Consider the following 18,920-nt stretch of genomic DNA (forward strand, 5'->3'; position numbering starts at 1 on the left):
GGCTTCTCGGCGACCAGCAGCCCTTGGGCGATCTGGTCAACGGCCTCTCGTTCACGGGTACACCGCTTCTGGTGGGGATTCGCGGGGGCGAGGCGGCACGGTCACGGGAGGCCCTGTCCGATCAAGACTCCCTCGAGCAGGTACGCGCCGCGATCGACGCCCCCGAGCCGAACGGCGCAGTCGTCACGCGCTGGGCCGCGGACCCGTATGCCCGCGGCTCGTATAGCCACATCGCGGTCGGTTCGGGCCCCGAGGACCTGCGCGCCGTGGCCCGATCAGCAAGTGAGCGGGTGCTTTTCGCGGGCGAGACGACCCACGAGAAATATTACGCAACTGTCCACGGTGCGTATCTCAGCGGACTACGGGAAGCGGACCGAATCCTCGGCTAGCGCAGGTTGTCGACGATCACGTCGCCCGTCTCCGACCTGGCCCTGACGATGGCGGCGGTCTGGTCGCCCGTGGTCTGCGGCACCCGGACCACCGTGTCGCCGGTGCGGGTGCTCGCGTCTACGGCGTACCGGCCTGTTTCGGGCAGCGCGACGATGACGTCACCGTGTTCACTCGACACATCGACGGTGCGCGGCGCCGTCTCCTTCAGATCGACCGTGATGTCACCGGTCACCGTTGTGGCGGTGAAGGATTCGGACACCCGGATCGGGTCGCGGGTGACCACGTCGCCGCTGTCGTTGTGGATCTCGACGCGGTGGGCCGCACCGCTGAGAACGACCGCACCGTCGTCGGTCCGGGCGATCAGCGTATCGATGTCGGCCTGCGCGAGCACCACGCCGGTCTCCTGCTGCGTGGTGACCGTCATGGTGCGCGCAAGGTCCGGCGGCAGCACGACCTTGATCTCACCGGCGCGGCCCCACTGCAGGAACGGTGACGGCTCACCATCGATCGTGACCCGGGCGTTGGTGGGATCACCGTTGACCGCCAACGGGTTTGCGCCGGCACGCGTGGAGTTGACCATGCGCAGATCCGCACGCGGCTCGCGGGCTTCCCGGTCGGTGGTGATGCGAATCGCGATCGGAACCGAACCGGTGTCGACGACCAGCGATCGCATCCCGGTCGGCAGCGGCTTGCTGTCCTTGATCACCCGAAAGCTGCTGATGCCCAAGGCGACGGCACCCAGCGACGCGACGGTCCCCACCACCAGCACCGTCGCGACGACGATGAGCGATACGCGCACCGCGGTGCGCCCGCCGGGAGACAGCGGAGGCGGCGGCGTGGCCGGTGCCGGTGGTGGGGGAGCGATGGTGGTCACGGGAATCCCTTTCGAAGTGGTTTCAGGACTCTTCAGGACTCAAGGAAGCGCAGCACCGCCAGCACGCGGCGGTTCTCGCTCTCGTCGGGCGCCAGGCCCAACTTGGTGAAGATCGATGCGATGTGCTTTTCGGCCGAGCCGACGGAGACATGCAATGCCCCCGCGATCGCCGAGTTGGTCTTTCCCTCGGCCATCAGCTGCAGCACCTCGTGTTCGCGCGGTGTCAGCTGGTCCAGCGAGCTGCGGCGGTGGGACCGCACCAGGATCTGCGACACCACCTCGGGGTCGAGCACGGTTCCGCCGGCACCGACCATCTCGACGGCGTCGAGAAACGCGGGAACGTCGGCGACCCGGTCCTTGAGGAGGTAGCCGAATCCCCTGGTGTCCGAAGCGATCAGATCCGCCGCGTAGCGCTCCTCCACGTAATGCGACAGCACCAGCACCGGCGACTCCGGATTCTGGCTGCGCAGCAGCGCGGCGGCGCGAATGCCTTCGTCGGTGAACGTCGGCGGCATCCGCACGTCCACGATCGCCAGATCCGGGCGCTTCTCGTTGACCAGCCGAAGCAGGTTGGTGGCGTCCGGGACCCCGGCAACCACCTCATGCCCGGCGTCGGTGAGGATGCGCTCGATGCCCGCCCGCAGCAGCGCCGAGTCCTCGGCGATCACGATGCGCACGGCAACACCGCTGTCACGATGGTCGGACCCGTCGCCGGACTCTCCACGTCAAAGGTGCCGCGGGCGGCTCGCACGCGTTCCTCCAGCCCCCGCAGGCCGGTGGCGTTGTCGTCGTCCGTCACCTGCGCGCCGCCGCGTCCGTCGTCGAACACCGTGACATGCAGCCGGTTGGTGACCTCGTCGAGCCGCACCGTGACGACCGCCTGGCTCGCATGGGCGTGTTTGGCGACGTTGGTCAGCGCCTCGGCGACCACGAAGTACGCGCACGCCTCGACCTCGTCCGGCAGCCGCCGGGGAAGGTGGACGTTGAGGGTGGTCGGCACGGCCGACCGTTGCACCACCGAGGACAGGGCGGCATCCAGGCCGCGGTCGGCCAGGATCGTCGGGGCGATGCCGCGCACCACGTTGCGCAATTCGACCAGCGCGTTCTTGGCGTCGTCGTGGGCCTCGGCGATCAGCGTCTTGGCCGCGGGCAGATCGGTGTCAGCTTGGTCTGGGCCAGCCCGATCGTCATCGCCAGCGAAACCAGCCGCGGCTGCACGCTGTCATGCAGATCGCGTTCGATGCGGTGACGTTCGGTCTGGGCCGACGACACCGCCCCTAGGCGCGCGTCGGCCAGGGCGCTGACCTGGTGCTGAAGCGCCGCGGTCGGTGACGGTGCCAGCAGCCATCGGTCGATCACGGCATCGACCGCAGGGGCGAACACCAGGATCGCAACGGCCGCCGCGGCGGCGACGGCGGCCAGCAGGAACGCCAGTGGCGGCGACAGGAACGACAGTCCGGCGTCGACGTCGCTGTGCCCGATCGCGATCGCGGCGGCAGGCCCGAGGAAGGCGAAGACCAGAAGAGCGGCCGCCACACCGGTGACCAGCAGGTCATAGATCATCCGCAGGAAGTGATGGGCGCAGGCCTTCCAGAATCTGGCACTGCTGATGTCCAGCCACAGCTGATGCAGCCAGCGCCGAAAGCCGGTGTAGGGCGACATTCGCCGCGGCGGAACACCGATCCCCAGACCGAACACCGCCTCGCTGCGGAGTCGCTCGAGATGCTCGGTGCCCCGCATCAGGTAGACGAACACGACGGCCGAGAGCGCGAACCCGATCCCACTGGGGATCGACGAGATGCCAATGATCAATATCGTCAACGGAATCCAGAGCCACACCACGGCGATCGCGGCGCCGGTGATCATCGACGCCGTCGGCACCACGCCGAGGTTGCGGGCCCACGTCGGGTTTCGATGGACGGCAACAGGCGCCGTCGCGGCGTCTGAACTCGATTCGGTGACTGCGACCATGGCAACCAACCTATGGACCCGCGGCGCCCTGCGACACTGCGTTTTCCCGACAACCTTGCGGGGGAAAACCCCCGCGCCGGCACCCCAACTCCCGCGAGCGTGCGTGTCTGCGGGCGACACGCCGTCACGAATCGAGAGTTGCCGCACGCTCGCAGCGAACGATCCCCGGATTCACGGAGGCGGTGTGGGTGGTGGCCGCCGTCTGGCTGTTGTTGCTGATGGTCGCGGTGGCAGCGCACCGGCTGCGGAACCCGACCGTCACGCGCAACCACGGGCGCAACCCGAAGATGGCGCACTTCTACGGGGCGGCGCCGATGGCGCTGCTCACCGCCGGCGCGGGCGCGGTGCTGGTCGGTCGTGAACTGATCGGTGAACGCGCCGCCGTCCACCTCACTGGCTGCTGTGGACCGCGGGCACGATCGGCGGGCTGTTCACGCGATCAGCCTTCCGTACATGATGTCCACCCAGTACCGGGTGGAGCCCGACGCCGCCTTCGGGGATGGCTGATGCCTGTGGTGCCTCCGATGGTATCCGCGGACGGCAGCCCTGCTGATCCCGCACATGGTGCCCGGAACCGGAAGACAGACCATGCTTTAGAGCTGCTACGCGATGTTCGGTTGTCGCTCGTCGCGTCGATCGTCATCATCACGATGATCGGGAGTCGGCTCGCGACCTCCGGCACCGCGCGCGTGCCGCGCCTCGCCGACGACATGCGTGTGTTCGCGATCCTCTACGGCGTGCCGGTATGGGGATTCGCCGTGCCACGTGGTGTCTGGTCGCCGTCCGTACCGTCCGCGGGGATGGCGCGGTTACCTCTTCGTGCCGCCGTCACCGGTCCCCATCAAGGCGTCCAAAGACTGATCGCCGACGAGGATCTCGAACATACTGGGTGCGAATCTGGGCGCATTGCGGACCTCAACGGAAGCGGCGCAACGATGTTGTCAGCACGCAAGGTGATCGCCGCAGCGACGGCGCTCATCGCAATCGCGGCCCTTTCGGCGTCACCGGCCGCCGCCGAACCCGCCACCGATCTGGCCGCCCAGCTCGACGCGGGGATCCAGGCGCGGATCGAGCAGATGGGTGTTCCCGGTGCGGTAGTGGCGCTATCGATCCCGGGCGAGATCGACTACGTCAAGGCCTTCGGGATCGGCGACACCGCCACCGGCATTCCGATGACATCCGCCGACCGCACCCGAATCGGCAGTGTCACCAAGACGTTCGTCGGAACGGCCGTGCTTCAGCTCGTCGACCAGGGCCGGATCCGGTTGAGCGACCCGATCTCCCGCTACGTCGACGGGGTGCCCAACGGCGACGCGCTCACCCTCGATCTCCTGGGGCGGATGCGCAGTGGTCTGCCGGACTACAGCGATTCCGATGCATTCCTGGACCGCCTGTATACCGAGGCGCCGACCGGACCGGATGCCTTCGCGATCACGCCGCGACAACTCGTCGACTGGGCCTTCGAGCAACCGACGGTGTTCGCACCGGGAACACAGTGGAAGTACGGCAACACCAACCTCGTGCTGCTGGGCATGGTCGTCGAGAGGGTGAGCGGCGTGCCGCTCGGCGATTACCTGCAGCAGAACATCTTCGGCCCGCTGGGGCTGGCGCAGACCAGCTATCCCGCCAACGGACTGCTCCCCGGCCCCTACGCCCACGGCTACAACAAGGCCCCGGACGGAACCGTCTTCGACGCCACGCTGTGGAACCCGCAATGGGCCGACGCGGCAGGCAAGATCGTGTCCAGCACCGCCGACCTCCGAACCTGGGCGGCGGCGCTGGGCAAGGGCACGCTGCTGCAACCCGACACCCAGGCGCACCGGATCGGGGACGGCAGCTATGTGACCGACGGCGTCGACTACGCCTTCGCGATCTTCAACGCGCACGGGTGGATCGGCCACAACGGTGATATCCCCGGCTACACAACCGTATCGGTGTACCTGCCGGAACGGGACGCCACACTTGTGGTCAGTGTGAACTCCGACATTCCCCAGCCCACTTCGGCGGACCAGATCGCGACAGTCGTCACATCGCTGGCGACACCCGACCACGTGTACGAACTCGGACCGCAACCCCCGCAACTCGTCGACGACGACAGCTGAGCAGACCTATTTCGGGGCGCTGAACTCCAGGGCGACGTTGTCGGGGTCGCGGAACTCCAGGATGTAGGCCGGACCGATGTCCTTGACGGGTTCATGTGCGACCCCGAGATCGTCGAGATGTGCTGCGGCCAAATCCAGTTCGGCCCGATCGGCAAGGCGGAAGGCGAGGTGGTCGAGGCCCGCCCTGTCCTCGTCGAACGTGTCAGTCGCGGCCGGTCGCAGGCCGATCAGCGAGTCGCCCATCTGATAAATGACCCCACCGAACAGAAACGAGAGGGCGTCGCGGGTGGCCTCGTCGGCGTCTGCGGGAACCTGCATCGCGACCGGCCAGCCGAAGACGCTCTCGTAGAACTGACGCGACCGCGCGATGTCGGTCACGGTGATCCGGACGTGGGCGATGGACGTGGTGGTGATCGGCATACCACCATGCTGCCAGCAGCACCCGCGATGAATTATGTGTACCCCGCCGGTCTGTCCTGGCGTCAACGTCGTTACGTCAGCAGGGAGCACCACCATGAGCGTTCTGTCCAATCACATCGATCAGGGCGGCGTCGAACAGGCACATCGCCCGGCGAATTCGTGGCCACGCAGGACCGGCATCGGCATCAGTGCGCTGGTCACCGCGTTCCTCACCTTCGACGCCGCCGGCAAGCTCGCCGGCGCGGCGCAGGTCAAGGAGGGCACCGCAGACCTCGGGTTCCCGGCAGGTCAGGCGCTCATCATGGGCATCGTCCTGGCCCTCTGCGTGGTCGTCTATGCGATTCCCCGCACGACGGTGCTGGGCGCGCTGGGCGTCACCGCGTACCTCGGCGGCGCGGTGACGGCGAACATGCGGGTCGAGGCGCCGCTGCTGTCCCACACGTTGTTCGCCGTATACCTGGGTGTGCTGATGTGGGTCGGCCTCGTCCTGCGGCGACCGGAACTGCTGAGGATCCTCGGGCTGCGGCGGAGCTAGGTCGCCGGCGTGCCAGAATCCCGGGATGCGCATTGGGATGACGATGCCGGTGATGGAGCCGGGCCTGGACGCCGTCACGCTGGAGGCCTGGGCCCGCACCATCGACACCGGCCCGTTCTCGTCACTGTGCTGGGGCGAGCGGATCGCGTTCGACAACCCCGAGTGTCTGACGCTGATGGGTGCGCTGTCGGCGTGGACCGAGCGGGTGCAGCTGGTGACGACGGTGGTGATCCCGCAACTGCACGACGCGGTGTTGCTGGCCAAGCAGCTCGCCACCGGTGATCTGCTCAGCGGAGGCCGGCTCACCGTCGGCGTCGGTCTGGGCGGCCGACAGGAGGACTATCACGCCGTCGGCGCCGATCCGTCGACGCAGACGATCCGTGGCATGGCCGAACGAGTCGCGACGATGAAGCGGATCTGGGCGGGGGAGAAGGTGACCGACTCCGTCGTCCCGGTCGGCCCGGTGCCGGTACAACCCGGCGGCCCCCGGCTGCTGGTCGGCACCATGGGGCCCAAGACCGTCCGCAGCGCGGCCGCATGGGCCGACGGGCTGGCAGGCACCACCCTCGATCTGGACGTGGGCAAGCAGAACGAGCTGTTCGACATCGCGCGCAGGGCCTGGGCCGGTGCGGGTAAGCCCAAACCCCATCTGGCCACTTCGTTTTGGTTCGCGATCGGTGATGGTGACGAGCCGCGGGCACAGGTGCACCGGCATCTGCGGCACTACATGAACTGGGTGCCGGCCGACATCGTCGACGCCATGGCGCCGACCACCGGATGGGCAGGCGCCGCTGACGAATTGCGGGACCTACTGGCCGAATTCGCCGAAATCGGTACCGACGAGATTCAGCTGATCCCGACCAGCTCGAACATCGACGAGCTGCGGCGGGTAGTGGAGGTGGCGGAGGATTTCGCCTAGTCGGGCCGCCGCGTGGCAGGCTGGAACCATGACACCGTTGCCACCGATCGTGTCCCGCTCCGAATGGGACGAGGCCCGCGCGGAATTGCTTGTCCGTGAAAAGGAGCTGACCCGGCTGAAGGATTCGGTGAGCGCCGCGCGGCGCCGCCTTCCGATGGTGGAGGTCACCGATTCGTACATGTTCGCCACAGAGGCCGGCGGTGCGTCGCTGCTCGATCTGTTCGACGGCCGGCGACAGCTGATCGTGCAGCACTTCATGTTCGGTCCGGATTGGCGGGAGGGCTGCGACGGCTGCTCGATGATGGCCGACCACATCGGTCCGCTGTCACACCTCCATGCGAAAGACACGTCGTTCGCCATGGTCTCGCGTGCACCGCTGGCCAAGCTGCTGGCGTTCCGGGAACGGATGTGTTGGCGGTTGCCCTGGGTGTCGTCGGAGTCCTCGACGTTCAACGAGGACTTCGGTGCGACGGTCGACGGAGAGGAACGCCAGGCAATCAGCGTGTTCCTGCGCGACGGCAATCGCGTCTTCCACACCTGGTCGACCTTCGCCCGCGGTGAAGAACCGTTCATGGTCGTATTCGATCTGCTCGACCTCACTCCCTTCGGCCGCCAGGAAACCTGGGAGGACTCACCGCAGGGCTGGCCGCAGCGGCCACCCTATGAGTGGATGCGGCTCCACGACTCCTATTGACAACGTGCCGACGGGATGCTCTGGTCGAAGCTGAAGACGTTGTCAGGGTCGAAGGTGGCCTTCACTTCACGCAGTCGCGCGCAGTTGGCGCCGTAGTACTCATGCTCCCAATTCGATGCGGCGGCGTTCGGTACGTTGACATACGCGCCGTCGCCGTACGGACGCAGTGCATGCCAGAAGTCACAGGCCCAACCCAGCGCTTTCGAGTCCAGCGCGTGGTCGTCCCAGGCCGCCCCGGGCTCGCAGTAGAACAGCGCGTCGCGGTGGGGAAACGCCGATCCGCCCGGCGGATCGCTTCGCACCACGCCGCCGAAGCTGGTGGCGAAGAAATTACTCGGCGCGGTGGGTGCATTGGCCATGTAATGCACGACCAGGTCGATCGCCTCATCGGGAAACGGCTGTTTGACGAACTGGGAGTAGAACTTCCAGTAGGGAAGCTCGGGACCTCTGTCCACATCTCCGTAGAGGGTGGGCCAATCGCCATGCGTCGCCTCCACCTCGGGGTTGCCGATCGCCAGCAGAGAGCCGAGTTCCTCCTCCAGATTCAGTGGCGGGCCACCGTGCAGCAGCGCGGTGAGCTCGATGGCGTCGGAGTTGACCTCCAGTGCGCTCGTTATGTGAGGGTCGGCGGCCGGTGCATCGCGTTGCCAAACTCGAAACAACGCAGCCAGATTCTCGCGGCCGGTCCACTTGGCAATGAGGAACTGGACGTCGGACAACTCGTGCAACCTGATGGTGTAGGACGTCGCGATCCCGAAGTTGTTCCCGCCGCCGCCCCGGCACGCCCACAGCAGGTCGGGGTGGTCGTGCTCGCCGGCCTCGACGATCTTCGCCGAGTGTGCGCCGTCGGCAATCACAATCTCTGCCGCGAGCAGGTTGTCGCAGGCCAGTCCGAGGCTCCGGGTGAGCAATCCGAAGCCGCCGCCCAGTACGACACCGCCGAGGCCGACGCCTCCCTCTGAGCCGGTCGGTATGACGTGGCCCCGTCGGCCCAGCGCGGCGACCGCTTCGGCCTGGGTGAGCCCGGTCCCGACCCGCGCGGTGCGTGTCGACTCGTCGATCTCGATGGTCTTCATCCGGCTGACATCGATGACCAGTCCGCCGTCGAGCGATGACCACCCCTCCAGGCTGTGTCGTCCGCTGCGCGCGCGAAGCGCCACGCCGTGTTCGCGGGCCCATGTGACCGCGTTGGCCACGTCGGATGCGTTGGCGCAGAAAACGATTGCGTCGGGGTAGCGGGAATGCAGGCGGTTCCAGCCCATCCGCGCCGCCTCGTAGCCGGGATCCCCGGCCCGCACCACCTCGCCGGTCAGCTGACTGGTCGTCATGCGGTCACGTTCGGAATCAATGCGAGAAGACGGCGGCTGCGCCGGGTTCGGTTTCCAGCACCTCGCGCTGAAAGATCAGCAGATAGCCGAAGTACAGCCCGCCGGCGACGAGCAGGCTGACAGAGATCAGTACTGATGTCACCGCCGAGGGGGGTGATACGACCATGAACAACACCAGGGCTGACCACACCAGCGCGCCGATCGCTACTGGGATCTCGAAGCGGCCGAGGTCGAACGCGTCCTCTTTGCGTCCCAGCCGTTTCCGCACCGCCAGGTAGAGCACTATGATGCCGCCGTAGAGCACCGCGGCGAGGACCGTACCAACCGTGAGCAACTCGAGCAGTGCGCCACCGGGCAGGGCGGCCATCAGGACGAATCCGACGATGACGATCAAAACGGTTGCGGGAATCGGCGTCTGAGTGCGCGGGTTGACCCGTCGCATCAGTTGGTGAGCGGGAAAGCGTGCGTCACGCGACATCGCGAAGACCATCCTCGAACAGGTCGCCAGCGTTACGAGTCCGGCGCCGAAGAATGCGAACGCAATCGCGATCAACAGCGAGCGCTCCATTACCGGACCCAGCTGATCGCGCAGGATCGCCGCGACCGGTGTCTGGCTGGCGCTGATCCGGGGGATGTCGCGGATCGCGATCGTCAACGCGATCAGGAAGATCAATCCCAGCACCCCGGCCGCGACCACGGATCCCACGATTGCGCGGGGCACGCTGCGAAACGGGTCCTTGGCCTCCTCGGCCATGTTGGCCGCCGAGTCGAAGCCAACCAGCGTCGCGAGCCCCATGATCATCGCGGCCATCAACCCCCCGCCGATGGCGAAGTAGTCCGGCGCGCCGTCAGCGATACCGCGTGAGGTGAGGTTGCCGACCGAACCCTCGCCCGTGACCGCCACCGCGATGAAGAGGCCGATCGACAGCACCACGATGATCACCAACTCGAGTCCCACCGCGCCCGACGTGATCAGGCCGACGAGGCGGGTCGAGGCCACCACGAGCACGGCCTGAACGAGAACCACGGCGAGCGTGAGCACACGCGCGGTGCCCTCGTCCGGCTCCATGCCGAACAGCGGCATGAGCGCCGAGCTCGCAAGAGCGTTGTCGACCGTCACGACGCCGAGGGCGAGGTAGCAGAACGTCAGCCAACCGAACAGCCAGCCGACTTTCGGGTTGGCGAGCCGGGAGGCCCATTGATAGGAGGAACCGGACAGCGGTATCCGTGCCGCGAATTGGGCGATGACCAGGGCCACCAGGGTCTGCCCCAATGCGACGACGACCCAGAGCCAGATTCCCACCGGTCCGGCGTCGCGCAGAACGTTGTCATAGGTGCCGAAAATGCCGACCGCAACGGAGATGAACGCGAACGAGACGGCGAACACCTGGAAGGAGCCGAGAGTGCGTTTGAGCTCCGGCTGGTAGCCGCAGTCCCGGCATTCTTCGTCGGCGGTCTGAACCTTGATCGGAGCTTCCGTCACCGCGCCGCCTCACCTTCGTTTGGAGGAAGTCGGATTCCGATCAAATTTGACGAGTTGCCGACGTGTCGATTATGAACACAGTTCCTCAACGGTGAGCTCGAATGACGAAACTAATTGACGGATACGAAAATAATTGCTGGTCGAGGCGGCTGGGCTGTCCGCGTCGCGAAGCCCGGCTGGCCGCCTGGCCGCCGGGCGGCCAGGCGGTGTCTCGATCACAGACGATGTACGTCGACGGCACGGTGCCTCCATCGTCGTAGAAGCGTGAGCGGGGATGACGTCGACATCGGCCGACTGGGCAACTCGACGATCCGCACGGGCCACCTCCGTGTGGTCAACTCGGATCGCGATTGTTGCGCTATTACAATCACTTTCACATTTCAACGTCACGTTGGGCCGCGTCAGATGCCTCCGCGACGGGCAGGTGGATCACGATGAGCGTCGCGATGGCGAGCAGGACGTTGCGGAACGCGGTGTCTAGCCCGTTCCATGTGGTTGACCGCCACATCTGAAACCACTCGCCGCCAATGTCGATGAATCCACCGAAGAACAGCAGCACGACCATCAACAGTCCGATGGTCGAAAGTCGACGTGCATATTCTCGGCGCTGCGCGCGGTCGACGAACCACATCGCCAGAGCCGTCGCGAGCACGAGACCCGCTGCCAGCTCCCAGATGACGATGCCGATATAGACGGCATCCTGCAGAGCCGTCGCGTTCAGTGCGCGCCACGTCACGTGCGGGTCCAAACGGGTGCCGGGAGCCTGACCGAGGTTGATGGTGTCCATCGCCAGGACGTGATGGACGAACTGCTGGTTGACGCCGAAGTCGGTGATGTTCCCGACGACGACAAGGATCAGGTACAGCGCATTCAATCCCACCAGCACGCCGCTGACGGCCGGGAGGGTGCCGAGCGCTGTCCATCGTGGCGCCGCCGGCGCGCGATGGCTTCTTTGGTGGTCCGATCCCATCGATGTCATTTTGATCGAGCGAGGAGGTCGGCGGCCCGTTCGGCGATGGCGTAGACGGTGGCATTGGTGTTGGCGGACACGGGGCCGGGCATGATCGATGCATCCGCAACGCGCAGGCCGCTGACGCCGTATACGCGCAATTCGGGGTCGACGACGGCTGTGGCATCGGACCCCATGCGGCAGGTGCCCGCGTAGTGCGAGTAGGTGCGCATATTGTGCGGGGCGTAGTTCTCGAATTGATCATCGGCGACTTCGGGACCGGGCCATACCTCTGCGCCACGCCATTCGCGCAACGGTTCCGACATCCCGATCTTGCGGGCAGCACGCAGGCCGGCCGCCATCGCTGCGAGGTCGCGGTACTCGCCGTAGTAGCGAGGGTCGATGACGGTCGCCTCGCCGGGCGTCGCGCTCGCCAGTCGCACCGTGCCCCGCGTCTGCGGCAGCATCAGCGAGGAGATGATGGCGTACCCCTCTCCGATATCGGGGCCGGGCAGCGCGAAATCCCGCAAGGGCACAACAGCGGTCATGATCTGCACGTCGGGTCCGTCGATGCCGCCCGGTACGCCGCTGCGGATCAAACCTTGACCATCGCCGAAGGAGTAGGTCGGCGGCGGTACCGGTCGTACGGACCGGTAAACCACCCCGCACATCGGATGGTCGTGGAGATTGTCACCGACGCCGGGCGCGTCCACCACCACCGAAACGCCATGCGCCCTCAGATGTTTGGCGGGGCCGATGCCGGAGAGCATCAGCACCTGCGCGGAACCCACGGTGCCCGCGGTCAGCACGACGGTGCCATCCTCGACGCAGTACGCGGTGCTCAGTTGATCGCCGACCGAGTACTCGACCCCCGTGCACCTGTCACCGTCGATCAGCACGCGATGGACCACCGCGTCGCTGATCAATTCGAGGTTGTCCCGTTCGCGCGCCGGATTCAGGTAGGCGTCGGCGGCGCTCTGACGCCTGCGGTCGACGATGTTCAAATCGACGAAGTCGAAGCCCTCGTCCAAACCACCGCTGATGTCGGATGCCCGCCCGAAACCGGCGTGTTCGGCGGCCGCCAGCCCCGCCCGAGCCACCGGGTGCGGATCTGCCGCCGATGCCACGGTGAGTGGCCCGTCGACACCGCGCAGCGAAGCGTCGCGGTGCGGCGCACGTTCGGAACGTCTGAAGTAGGGCAGGAGGTCGTCGAAACCCCAACCCGAAACAGCCCAGGCGTCATAGCTGGACCGATGACCGCGGTTGAAGCTCATCGCATTGATCGACGACGAACCGCCGAGGGCGCGCCCGCGCGGCCAATCCACCACCGCACCGTTGATCTCCTGCGGCACGGTCCGGTCCGACCAATCCGCTGTGGTGCCTGCCAAACTCGGCCACAGCTGCGGTACGGCCATCGCATCCAGCGGTACGGCGCTCCCAGCCTCCAACACCAGCACCGAGGCTCGTCCGTCCTCGGTCAGCCGGGCGGCCAGCACGCATCCCGCGGTGCCGGCGCCAACGACGATGAAGTCATACCTTCGATGGTCGGACATCGGGCTTCTTTCTCTCATGGCAGTGGTGCGCGGCGGCGATAGCGCGCATTGTTCCCGCCTCCGGCCATGTTGCTCGGGACACGCGTGTCTTGGCATAAACATCGGGATGAACCCGGGCCGCGTATGCCATCCGGGACAGCGCGCGGCTCGCGTCGATCGGCACCGGACCGCCGAACCAGGCCGTCTTCGGAGCGACTCACCTGCGCGTCCAGCGCCTCGGCTTCGGGGGTGTACCTGGTGTCGTGGCATGTGATTGCGGGCATCAGTGCCCCCCCGCGGTCAGAGCCGACGAACGCATGGGTGTTCACCTGCGAGCAGATGCCGATCGCCGCGAGCCCGGACAGATCAACGCGAGAGGCAAACAGCGTCAGTACAGCGAGCACCGCTTCTGCCCAATGGTCCGGATTCTGTTCTGCGCAGCCGGGCGACGGCCGCGACATCGGCACCGGGCGCTGGAAATCGGCGAGCCGATTGCCTGCCGCATCGATCAGGATCGCCTTGACGGCTGTGGTTCCGACATCGATTCCGATCAGGAAGCTAGGCGCCACGCGCGCTCGAGCCCACCGACGTGTGGGACGTGCCATTGCGGGCGGCGACCGGCCGGGGATGCAGCGGATAGGCCGGGAACGCGCTCGCATCTCCTCCGGCGTCGCGTGACTTCGGCAGCCAGAGAGAGACGTTGAGGCTCGTGCGGTCGAATTCTTCACATAGCGAAAGTTCCGGCGGCAGGAGACGTGCCAGGGACTCGCTGTGCTCGAGGGCGGCAAGGGACCGTGAAGCCGCATCGGTGATGTCGCTGCCCGGCGCCCACGCGGCTGCCGTCACGATACCGAGTTGCCGATCCTCGGGCTGTACCAGCAGCCAGATGCTCGCCATACCCTGGCGGATCGCATCGTCGCGCATCGCGAGCCACACCGCCGCCAGGGAGCCGAGGATGTACGAGCCGCTGTAGGTGAAGCGTTGCAGTCGGCTGACGAAGTGCGTGCCGATCGGCATGAGGTCCTCGGCGCCGACCACTCGCCAAGTCCGCTTGTCAGCCCCCAGGAGGAACGGCCGGTCCCAGAACTTCACGCCGGGCTCCAGCTCCAGCTCCGCAGTGGTGAATCGGAGGTAATCGTCGGCGTCGCCAACATTGTCGAAGAGGTAACGACCGCCGGAGTGGATGGTCCCCGTCGCGGGATCGAAACGCAGGGGTGTGTACTTGTGGCGCATCCCCGATCGAACGTCCATGCTGGGCCGGTCCGCTTCGGCGGCGTTGACGAGGAGATCCACTGTCACGCCGGCGGGTGCGGTGAAATCGGCGGTGAACGCCGCCTGACACGGAATCGGACCGGTGTCGTAGCCACGAATATCCATGCCAACTCCTTCGCGACGCATAGCTCGAGGGCGCCTACTCGCTAAAACGCGACCGTCCGACAAAGCGTCAAGAGTGTTACCGGGATCACAGTGCGACCCGTTGCAGATCCGAGACGGCAAGCACCTCCGGGCGGCTGAGGTGGAAACCGCCCGGAGGGTATCTGTGCCCGCCGCTTAGAGCAGTCCGAGCAGCTCCAGATCGGTCGCGTACTTGACGATCACCGGTGCAGAGACATGCGGGATGTCCTTATCGGGTCCGATCTTGTTGTCCTGCACGGCCGCTCGGAAGTGATCGGCAGGTGCCAGGGAGCCGTTGATCGGATGGTCGGGCTTCTGGTAGTTGTGCAGCAACGGCAGCAGAGAGGCTTGACGTTGCTTGTCGGGCAACCCGCGCAGGCTCGTCTCGAACCGCGCCAGCCAGTCGGCGTACTCGGGCACGCGGGTGATCTGGTGGCCGGCCTCGATGAGCCAGTCGACGTAGGTGTCCATGCTGATGCCGTCGTCGTAGGGGTTCATCACGTGGTAGGTCTCGAAGGCATCGACCACATTGACGCCCAGCGTCGAGATGGCGTCGGCGATGAACTCCACCGGCAACCCGTCGAAGTGCGCGCGCTGGCGTTGCCCGTCGGCATCGAGTTCATAGAAGGAGTACGGCGCGATCCCGGTGGCCACCAGCGACAGCATCATCCTGGTGAACATGTCCGGCACGTTGAGCTGCCCGCCATAGGTGGTGTCGGCCATGATCATGTCGCAGCGGAACACCGACACCGGCAAACCGCACAGGTCGTGGGCCTCGCGCAGCAGCACCTCGCCGCCCCACTTGCTGTTGCCGTATCCGTTGGCGTAGTCGTCGTTGACCGCCCGGGTCGCACTCATCTGGCGGACGTCGGTTTCTTCGACGAACTTGCCGGGCTCGATCTGGTCACCCACACCGATCGTCGAGACGTACACGAACGGCTTGATCCGCGTCGTCAGGGCGATGCGGATGAGCTCCGCGGTGCCGACGACGTTGGGCCCGAACAACTCGCTGTAGGGCAGCACGTGGTTGACAAGGGCGGCGGGGTCGACGATCAGGTCGACAGTGTCGGCCAACCGGTGCCAGGTGGCGTCGTCGAGCCCGAGGTTCGCCTCACCCTTGTCGCCGGCGAGCACCTCGAGGTGGTCCGCCGCCAACGACCGGTAATGCTCGAGCAGGCGGGGGTCACCGCTGTCGAAGGTCGCGTCGATGCGCTGCCGCGCGGACGCATTGTCGCGGGCACGCACCAGCAGAATCACCTTGCCCTCAACCAGATTCATCCGCTCGAGCCACTGCAGCGCCAGATAGCGTCCGAGGAAACCGGTCGCCCCGGTCAGCAGCACCGTGCGGACCTCGTGGCTCGCTTTGGGCAGCGACGGTGCGGCGGCCAGCGTCGCCTCGTCGAGGAACTTGTCCAGCGTCAGGTCGCGGGCACGCACCTCCGTCGCGTCGCGACCATGCACGGCATCGTAGGTCGGTCGCTTGGCGCCGCCGGCACGCTGCGCGTCGATGTAGGCCGCGATCGATGCCAGGTCGCTGGCCGGACTGACGATCACGCCGACCGGCACGTCGACGTCGAAGATCTCACGCAGCAGGTTGCCGAAGGTCAACGCCGAAAGCGAATCTCCACCCAGATCGGTGAACGCCGTGCCCACGTTCACATCGGCAGAGGCGGCACCCAGCAACGCACCTGCGGCCCGGGTCACGGTCTCCGCCGTCGGCCGCTTCGCACCATCCTTGCGCAGGGAGCGCAGTAGGTCGGCCTGGTTGTCCGCCAGATCGACGTACAGTTGCTCGAGCACCGGGGCGTAATGCTCCTTCAGCTTGGGGCGGGCCAGCTTACGGATCCCCGTCAGCAGTCCGTTCTCCAACGTGAACGGTGTCGTCTCCACCAGGAAATCCCGGGGCACCTCATAGGACTGCAGACCCGCGTCCTTCGCGACGCTCTGCAGCGCCTCGCTGAGCACCGGCTTCACCGCCGCGACGTCACCGCCGACACTGGCCAGTGCATCGTCGGTCGGGACGATCACTGCCAGAAGGTACGAGCGGGCGCTGTTGCCGTATACGAAGATCTGACGCACGGACGGATGTCCGCCATAGAGCGCCTCCAGTTTGGACACGGTGACGAACTCGCCCTGCGAAAGTTTGAGCACGTTGTTGCGGCGGTCCACATAGACGAGCTCATCGGGCCCGAGCTCGGCCATCACGTCGCCGGTGTGGTACCAGCCCTCGCTGTCGAAGAGTTCGGCGGTGACTTCCGGCCGCTTGTAGTAGCCGGGGATCAGATCCGGTGTCTTGACGAGCAGTTCGCCGCGCGGGTAGGGCCGGTCGGTGGCGAAGTAGCCGAGGTCGGGAACGTCCGCCAACTTGTAGTCGGTCACCGGTGGGCGCTTGATGCGGCCGTCGACGATGATGACGCCGTCCTCGGTGGAGCCGTAGCCTTCGGTCAGGCGAATGTCGAGGAAATCCTCCACCCACGACCGCAGTTCTGGTGAAATGGGCGCCGAGCCCGTCAGCGCCGAGAACTGGCGCCCACCAATGAGTTTCTCCCGCTGCTCCGCCATCACCTGCTGCTCGACGGTGTCGCGGTCGGTCCCCTCGATCCAGCGGTGATCGACCTGGCTCTGCACCTCCTGGAACAGCATCTCCCAGATGCGGGGCACCAGATCAAGTTTGGTCGGGCGCACCAGCGCGAGGTCGTCGAGCAGAGTGGACAGGTCGCTGCGAGCGGCGAAGTAAGACGTTCCGCCTGCGGCCAGGGTGGAGTAGAGGATCACTCGGCCCATCACGTGGCTGATCGGCATGAAGCTCATCGTGATGGACGGCAGCCTGTTGTCGGTGTCCCATTCGGGGCTGAACCATCCACGCCAGCAGTTGGTCATCAGCCGGTCGGTGTACATCGCGCCCTTCGGGGTTCCCGTGGAGCCGGATGTGTAGATCAGGAGCCGCAGCGCATCGCTGTCGCCGCGCTGAATCTCGGGTCCGTCGGTGTGCTGGGCGGCCTTGTCGATGACGTCGTCGAGCGACTCGACGGTGACCTGGTGCGGGGCGAGGCGTGCCGCGGCGGACTCGAACGCTTCGCGGTGATCGTCGACCTGCGGGTGGTAGTCGAAGACCACCAGGCGCTTTGGTGTGTAGGCGGTGAGCGCGAGTTCGACGGCGTCCGGAAGGTGGTCGACGCTGGACAGCATCGCGACCGGTTCGGTTTCGACGAGGATGGGGTGCAGTTGTTGCACCGGCGCGCTGGTCTGCAATGGAACTGCGACGGCGCCGGTCAGTGACAGCGCCATGTCCACGATCGCGTAGTCGGCACTGGTGAAGCCGAGAGTGGCCACGCGGTCGCCGGGATGGACCGGGTTGCCGGCCAGTGCGTCGGCGAGCGCGCGGACGCGATTCCACGTCTCGCGGAAGGTCAGGGTGTCGAAGCGGGGCAGCAGTTCGGCGACGGTACGGCCGTCTGCGCCGGTGACGTAGTCAACGGCGCGCTGGCCCAGCGCCGGGCGGTCGGCGTAGCCGTTCATCACTGTGCGGATTGCGTCAGTGAGTTGCAGGCCGGGCTCGGCAAGGGCTGCGGTCACCGCCGGATCTGGCCGGGCCGCGATGAGTTGCGGGTCGGTCGAGGTCAATTTCTCGAAGCGGCTTTGGGTCCGTGCTTCGCGAGTATTGGCTGAAGTTGACATCGGAAGATCTCCTTCAACGAACATGAATTAAGTGTCAATGTGGCCTAACGGCCTACTAGACTAAGTACCTTAGGAAGGCTAATTATTCCTGGACGGTCGCTGTCAATGCGCCAACACGGCTGAGTGCGCGGTCACCGAGCCTGGCTCGGAGGCGATGAAAGCATTTGCCGGACAAATGCTTCCGTTCAGGCGGCAGAAGCCGCGCAATATTGGAAGCACCCGGCGCCGGAAACGGTGATCAATATCACGCGTGTGCGCTGCGCCGGATCGTCCGAGGTCTGTGACCTCCGACACGGCTCTTGGCACGTTCCGCGGTCAGGCTGTCCGATGTTGAATCCGCTACGTCCGCTGCTGAAATGAGGGGCCGACAGTCCCTGGTTCCATGGACTGGCGTCCGGCCAACCCTTCGGATCAGATTCGGTCACCTGATGCTATTCCACACAATGTGTTTCACGCGCAGAAGCATGTCGTCTTCGGTGCGGAAGGGTTCAACCGTCACCGGTTGTCCGTGGTCCGCGCCCTGCCTCCGCTGTGCGGCCAGTCGGTTTCCCGCAACAGCCGGTCAGGGGCATTGCCGGGGAGGCGGTTTTCGTGATCGGGCGCTGCGCCGGCTGGATCGCGCATGCGCTCGAAGTCTACAACCGATAAGG

General features: G+C 66.2%; 16 protein-coding genes and 1 pseudogene. 6 read left to right on the plus strand and 11 right to left on the minus strand.

What is annotated here, in order from left to right; translation table 11 throughout:
• The first annotated feature begins 23 nt into the window (after window positions 1-23).
• Window positions 24-389 (plus strand): FAD-dependent oxidoreductase, encoded by a 366-nt coding sequence (locus ACVWWN_RS15260; RefSeq protein ID WP_457144653.1) that lies wholly within the window; start codon window positions 24-26, stop codon window positions 387-389.
• Here ACVWWN_RS15260 and ACVWWN_RS15265 read toward each other — a convergent pair.
• The 3 genes and pseudogenes from ACVWWN_RS15265 to ACVWWN_RS15275 form a co-directional block, all read right to left on the minus strand.
• Complete coding sequence (locus tag ACVWWN_RS15265; protein WP_457144654.1) at window positions 386-1,264, minus strand: DUF4097 family beta strand repeat-containing protein; 879 nt, start codon at window positions 1,262-1,264, stop codon at window positions 386-388. The genes ACVWWN_RS15260 and ACVWWN_RS15265 overlap by 4 nt on opposite strands.
• Window positions 1,265-1,296: 32 nt before the next feature.
• The gene (locus ACVWWN_RS15270; protein ID WP_457144655.1) at window positions 1,297-1,941 is read right to left on the minus strand and encodes a response regulator transcription factor; all 645 of its coding nucleotides are present in this window, start codon (window positions 1,939-1,941) and stop codon (window positions 1,297-1,299) included.
• Window positions 1,929-3,235, minus strand: a pseudogene (locus ACVWWN_RS15275) (sensor histidine kinase). The gene ACVWWN_RS15270 and the pseudogene ACVWWN_RS15275 overlap by 13 nt, the downstream one beginning before the upstream one ends.
• A 161-nt stretch (window positions 3,236-3,396) precedes the next feature.
• Here ACVWWN_RS15275 and ACVWWN_RS15280 point away from each other — a divergent pair.
• Window positions 3,397-5,337 carry an SLAC1 family transporter gene (locus ACVWWN_RS15280; RefSeq protein ID WP_457149140.1) on the plus strand — a complete coding sequence of 647 codons (1,941 nt, stop codon included), beginning with the start codon at window positions 3,397-3,399 and terminating at the stop codon, window positions 5,335-5,337.
• A 6-nt stretch (window positions 5,338-5,343) separates the two neighbouring features.
• Here the strand turns inward: ACVWWN_RS15280 and ACVWWN_RS15285 are convergent, their stop codons facing one another.
• Window positions 5,344-5,757, minus strand: a complete 414-nt coding sequence (locus ACVWWN_RS15285) for a VOC family protein (protein ID WP_457144656.1) — start codon at window positions 5,755-5,757, stop codon at window positions 5,344-5,346.
• Window positions 5,758-5,851: 94 nt separating this feature from the next.
• Between ACVWWN_RS15285 and ACVWWN_RS15290 the strand changes: the two genes are divergently transcribed.
• Genes ACVWWN_RS15290 through ACVWWN_RS15300 form a run of 3 tightly spaced genes read left to right on the plus strand, consistent with a single transcriptional unit; the run spans window position 5,852 to window position 7,905 of the window.
• Window positions 5,852-6,292, plus strand: a complete 441-nt coding sequence (locus ACVWWN_RS15290) for a DoxX family protein (protein WP_457144657.1) — start codon at window positions 5,852-5,854, stop codon at window positions 6,290-6,292.
• Between the two features lie 37 nt (window positions 6,293-6,329).
• Window positions 6,330-7,211 carry an LLM class flavin-dependent oxidoreductase gene (locus tag ACVWWN_RS15295; protein WP_457149141.1) on the plus strand — a complete coding sequence of 294 codons (882 nt, stop codon included), beginning with the start codon at window positions 6,330-6,332 and terminating at the stop codon, window positions 7,209-7,211.
• A gap of 28 nt (window positions 7,212-7,239) precedes the next feature.
• Complete coding sequence (locus ACVWWN_RS15300) at window positions 7,240-7,905, plus strand: DUF899 domain-containing protein (protein ID WP_457144658.1); 666 nt, start codon at window positions 7,240-7,242, stop codon at window positions 7,903-7,905.
• On the opposite strand, the gene ACVWWN_RS15305 is transcribed toward ACVWWN_RS15300, so the two are convergent.
• Both ACVWWN_RS15305 and ACVWWN_RS15310 read right to left on the minus strand, forming a co-directional pair.
• Window positions 7,899-9,233: an FAD-binding oxidoreductase gene (locus ACVWWN_RS15305; protein WP_457144659.1), complete on the minus strand. Its 1,335-nt coding sequence runs from the start codon at window positions 9,231-9,233 to the stop codon at window positions 7,899-7,901. The genes ACVWWN_RS15300 and ACVWWN_RS15305 overlap by 7 nt on opposite strands.
• A 16-nt stretch (window positions 9,234-9,249) precedes the next feature.
• The gene (locus ACVWWN_RS15310; RefSeq protein WP_457149142.1) at window positions 9,250-10,701 is read right to left on the minus strand and encodes an APC family permease; all 1,452 of its coding nucleotides are present in this window, start codon (window positions 10,699-10,701) and stop codon (window positions 9,250-9,252) included.
• A gap of 116 nt (window positions 10,702-10,817) precedes the next feature.
• Between ACVWWN_RS15310 and ACVWWN_RS15315 the strand changes: the two genes are divergently transcribed.
• Window positions 10,818-10,976 (plus strand): hypothetical protein, encoded by a 159-nt coding sequence (locus ACVWWN_RS15315; protein WP_457144660.1) that lies wholly within the window; start codon window positions 10,818-10,820, stop codon window positions 10,974-10,976.
• 113 nt (window positions 10,977-11,089) lie between these two features.
• Here ACVWWN_RS15315 and ACVWWN_RS15320 read toward each other — a convergent pair whose 3' ends face one another.
• The 5 genes from ACVWWN_RS15320 to car form a co-directional block, all read right to left on the minus strand.
• The gene (locus tag ACVWWN_RS15320; RefSeq protein ID WP_457144661.1) at window positions 11,090-11,686 is read right to left on the minus strand and encodes a DUF2165 domain-containing protein; all 597 of its coding nucleotides are present in this window, start codon (window positions 11,684-11,686) and stop codon (window positions 11,090-11,092) included.
• Window positions 11,687-11,691: 5 nt separating this feature from the next.
• Window positions 11,692-13,218, minus strand: a complete 1,527-nt coding sequence (locus ACVWWN_RS15325) for a GMC family oxidoreductase (RefSeq protein WP_457144662.1) — start codon at window positions 13,216-13,218, stop codon at window positions 11,692-11,694.
• 14 nt (window positions 13,219-13,232) lie between these two features.
• A complete protein-coding gene (locus tag ACVWWN_RS15330) occupies window positions 13,233-13,766 on the minus strand; it encodes an FGGY family carbohydrate kinase (RefSeq protein WP_457144663.1) in 534 nt (177 codons plus the stop codon).
• Window positions 13,756-14,574 (minus strand): hypothetical protein, encoded by an 819-nt coding sequence (locus ACVWWN_RS15335; protein WP_457144664.1) that lies wholly within the window; start codon window positions 14,572-14,574, stop codon window positions 13,756-13,758. Before ACVWWN_RS15335 ends, ACVWWN_RS15330 begins: the two co-directional genes overlap by 11 nt.
• A 174-nt stretch (window positions 14,575-14,748) precedes the next feature.
• Window positions 14,749-18,270 (minus strand): carboxylic acid reductase, encoded by a 3,522-nt coding sequence (gene car / locus ACVWWN_RS15340; protein WP_457144665.1) that lies wholly within the window; start codon window positions 18,268-18,270, stop codon window positions 14,749-14,751.
• Window positions 18,271-18,920: the final 650 nt, after the last annotated feature.

The organism is Mycobacterium sp. URHB0021, assembly GCF_054057895.1.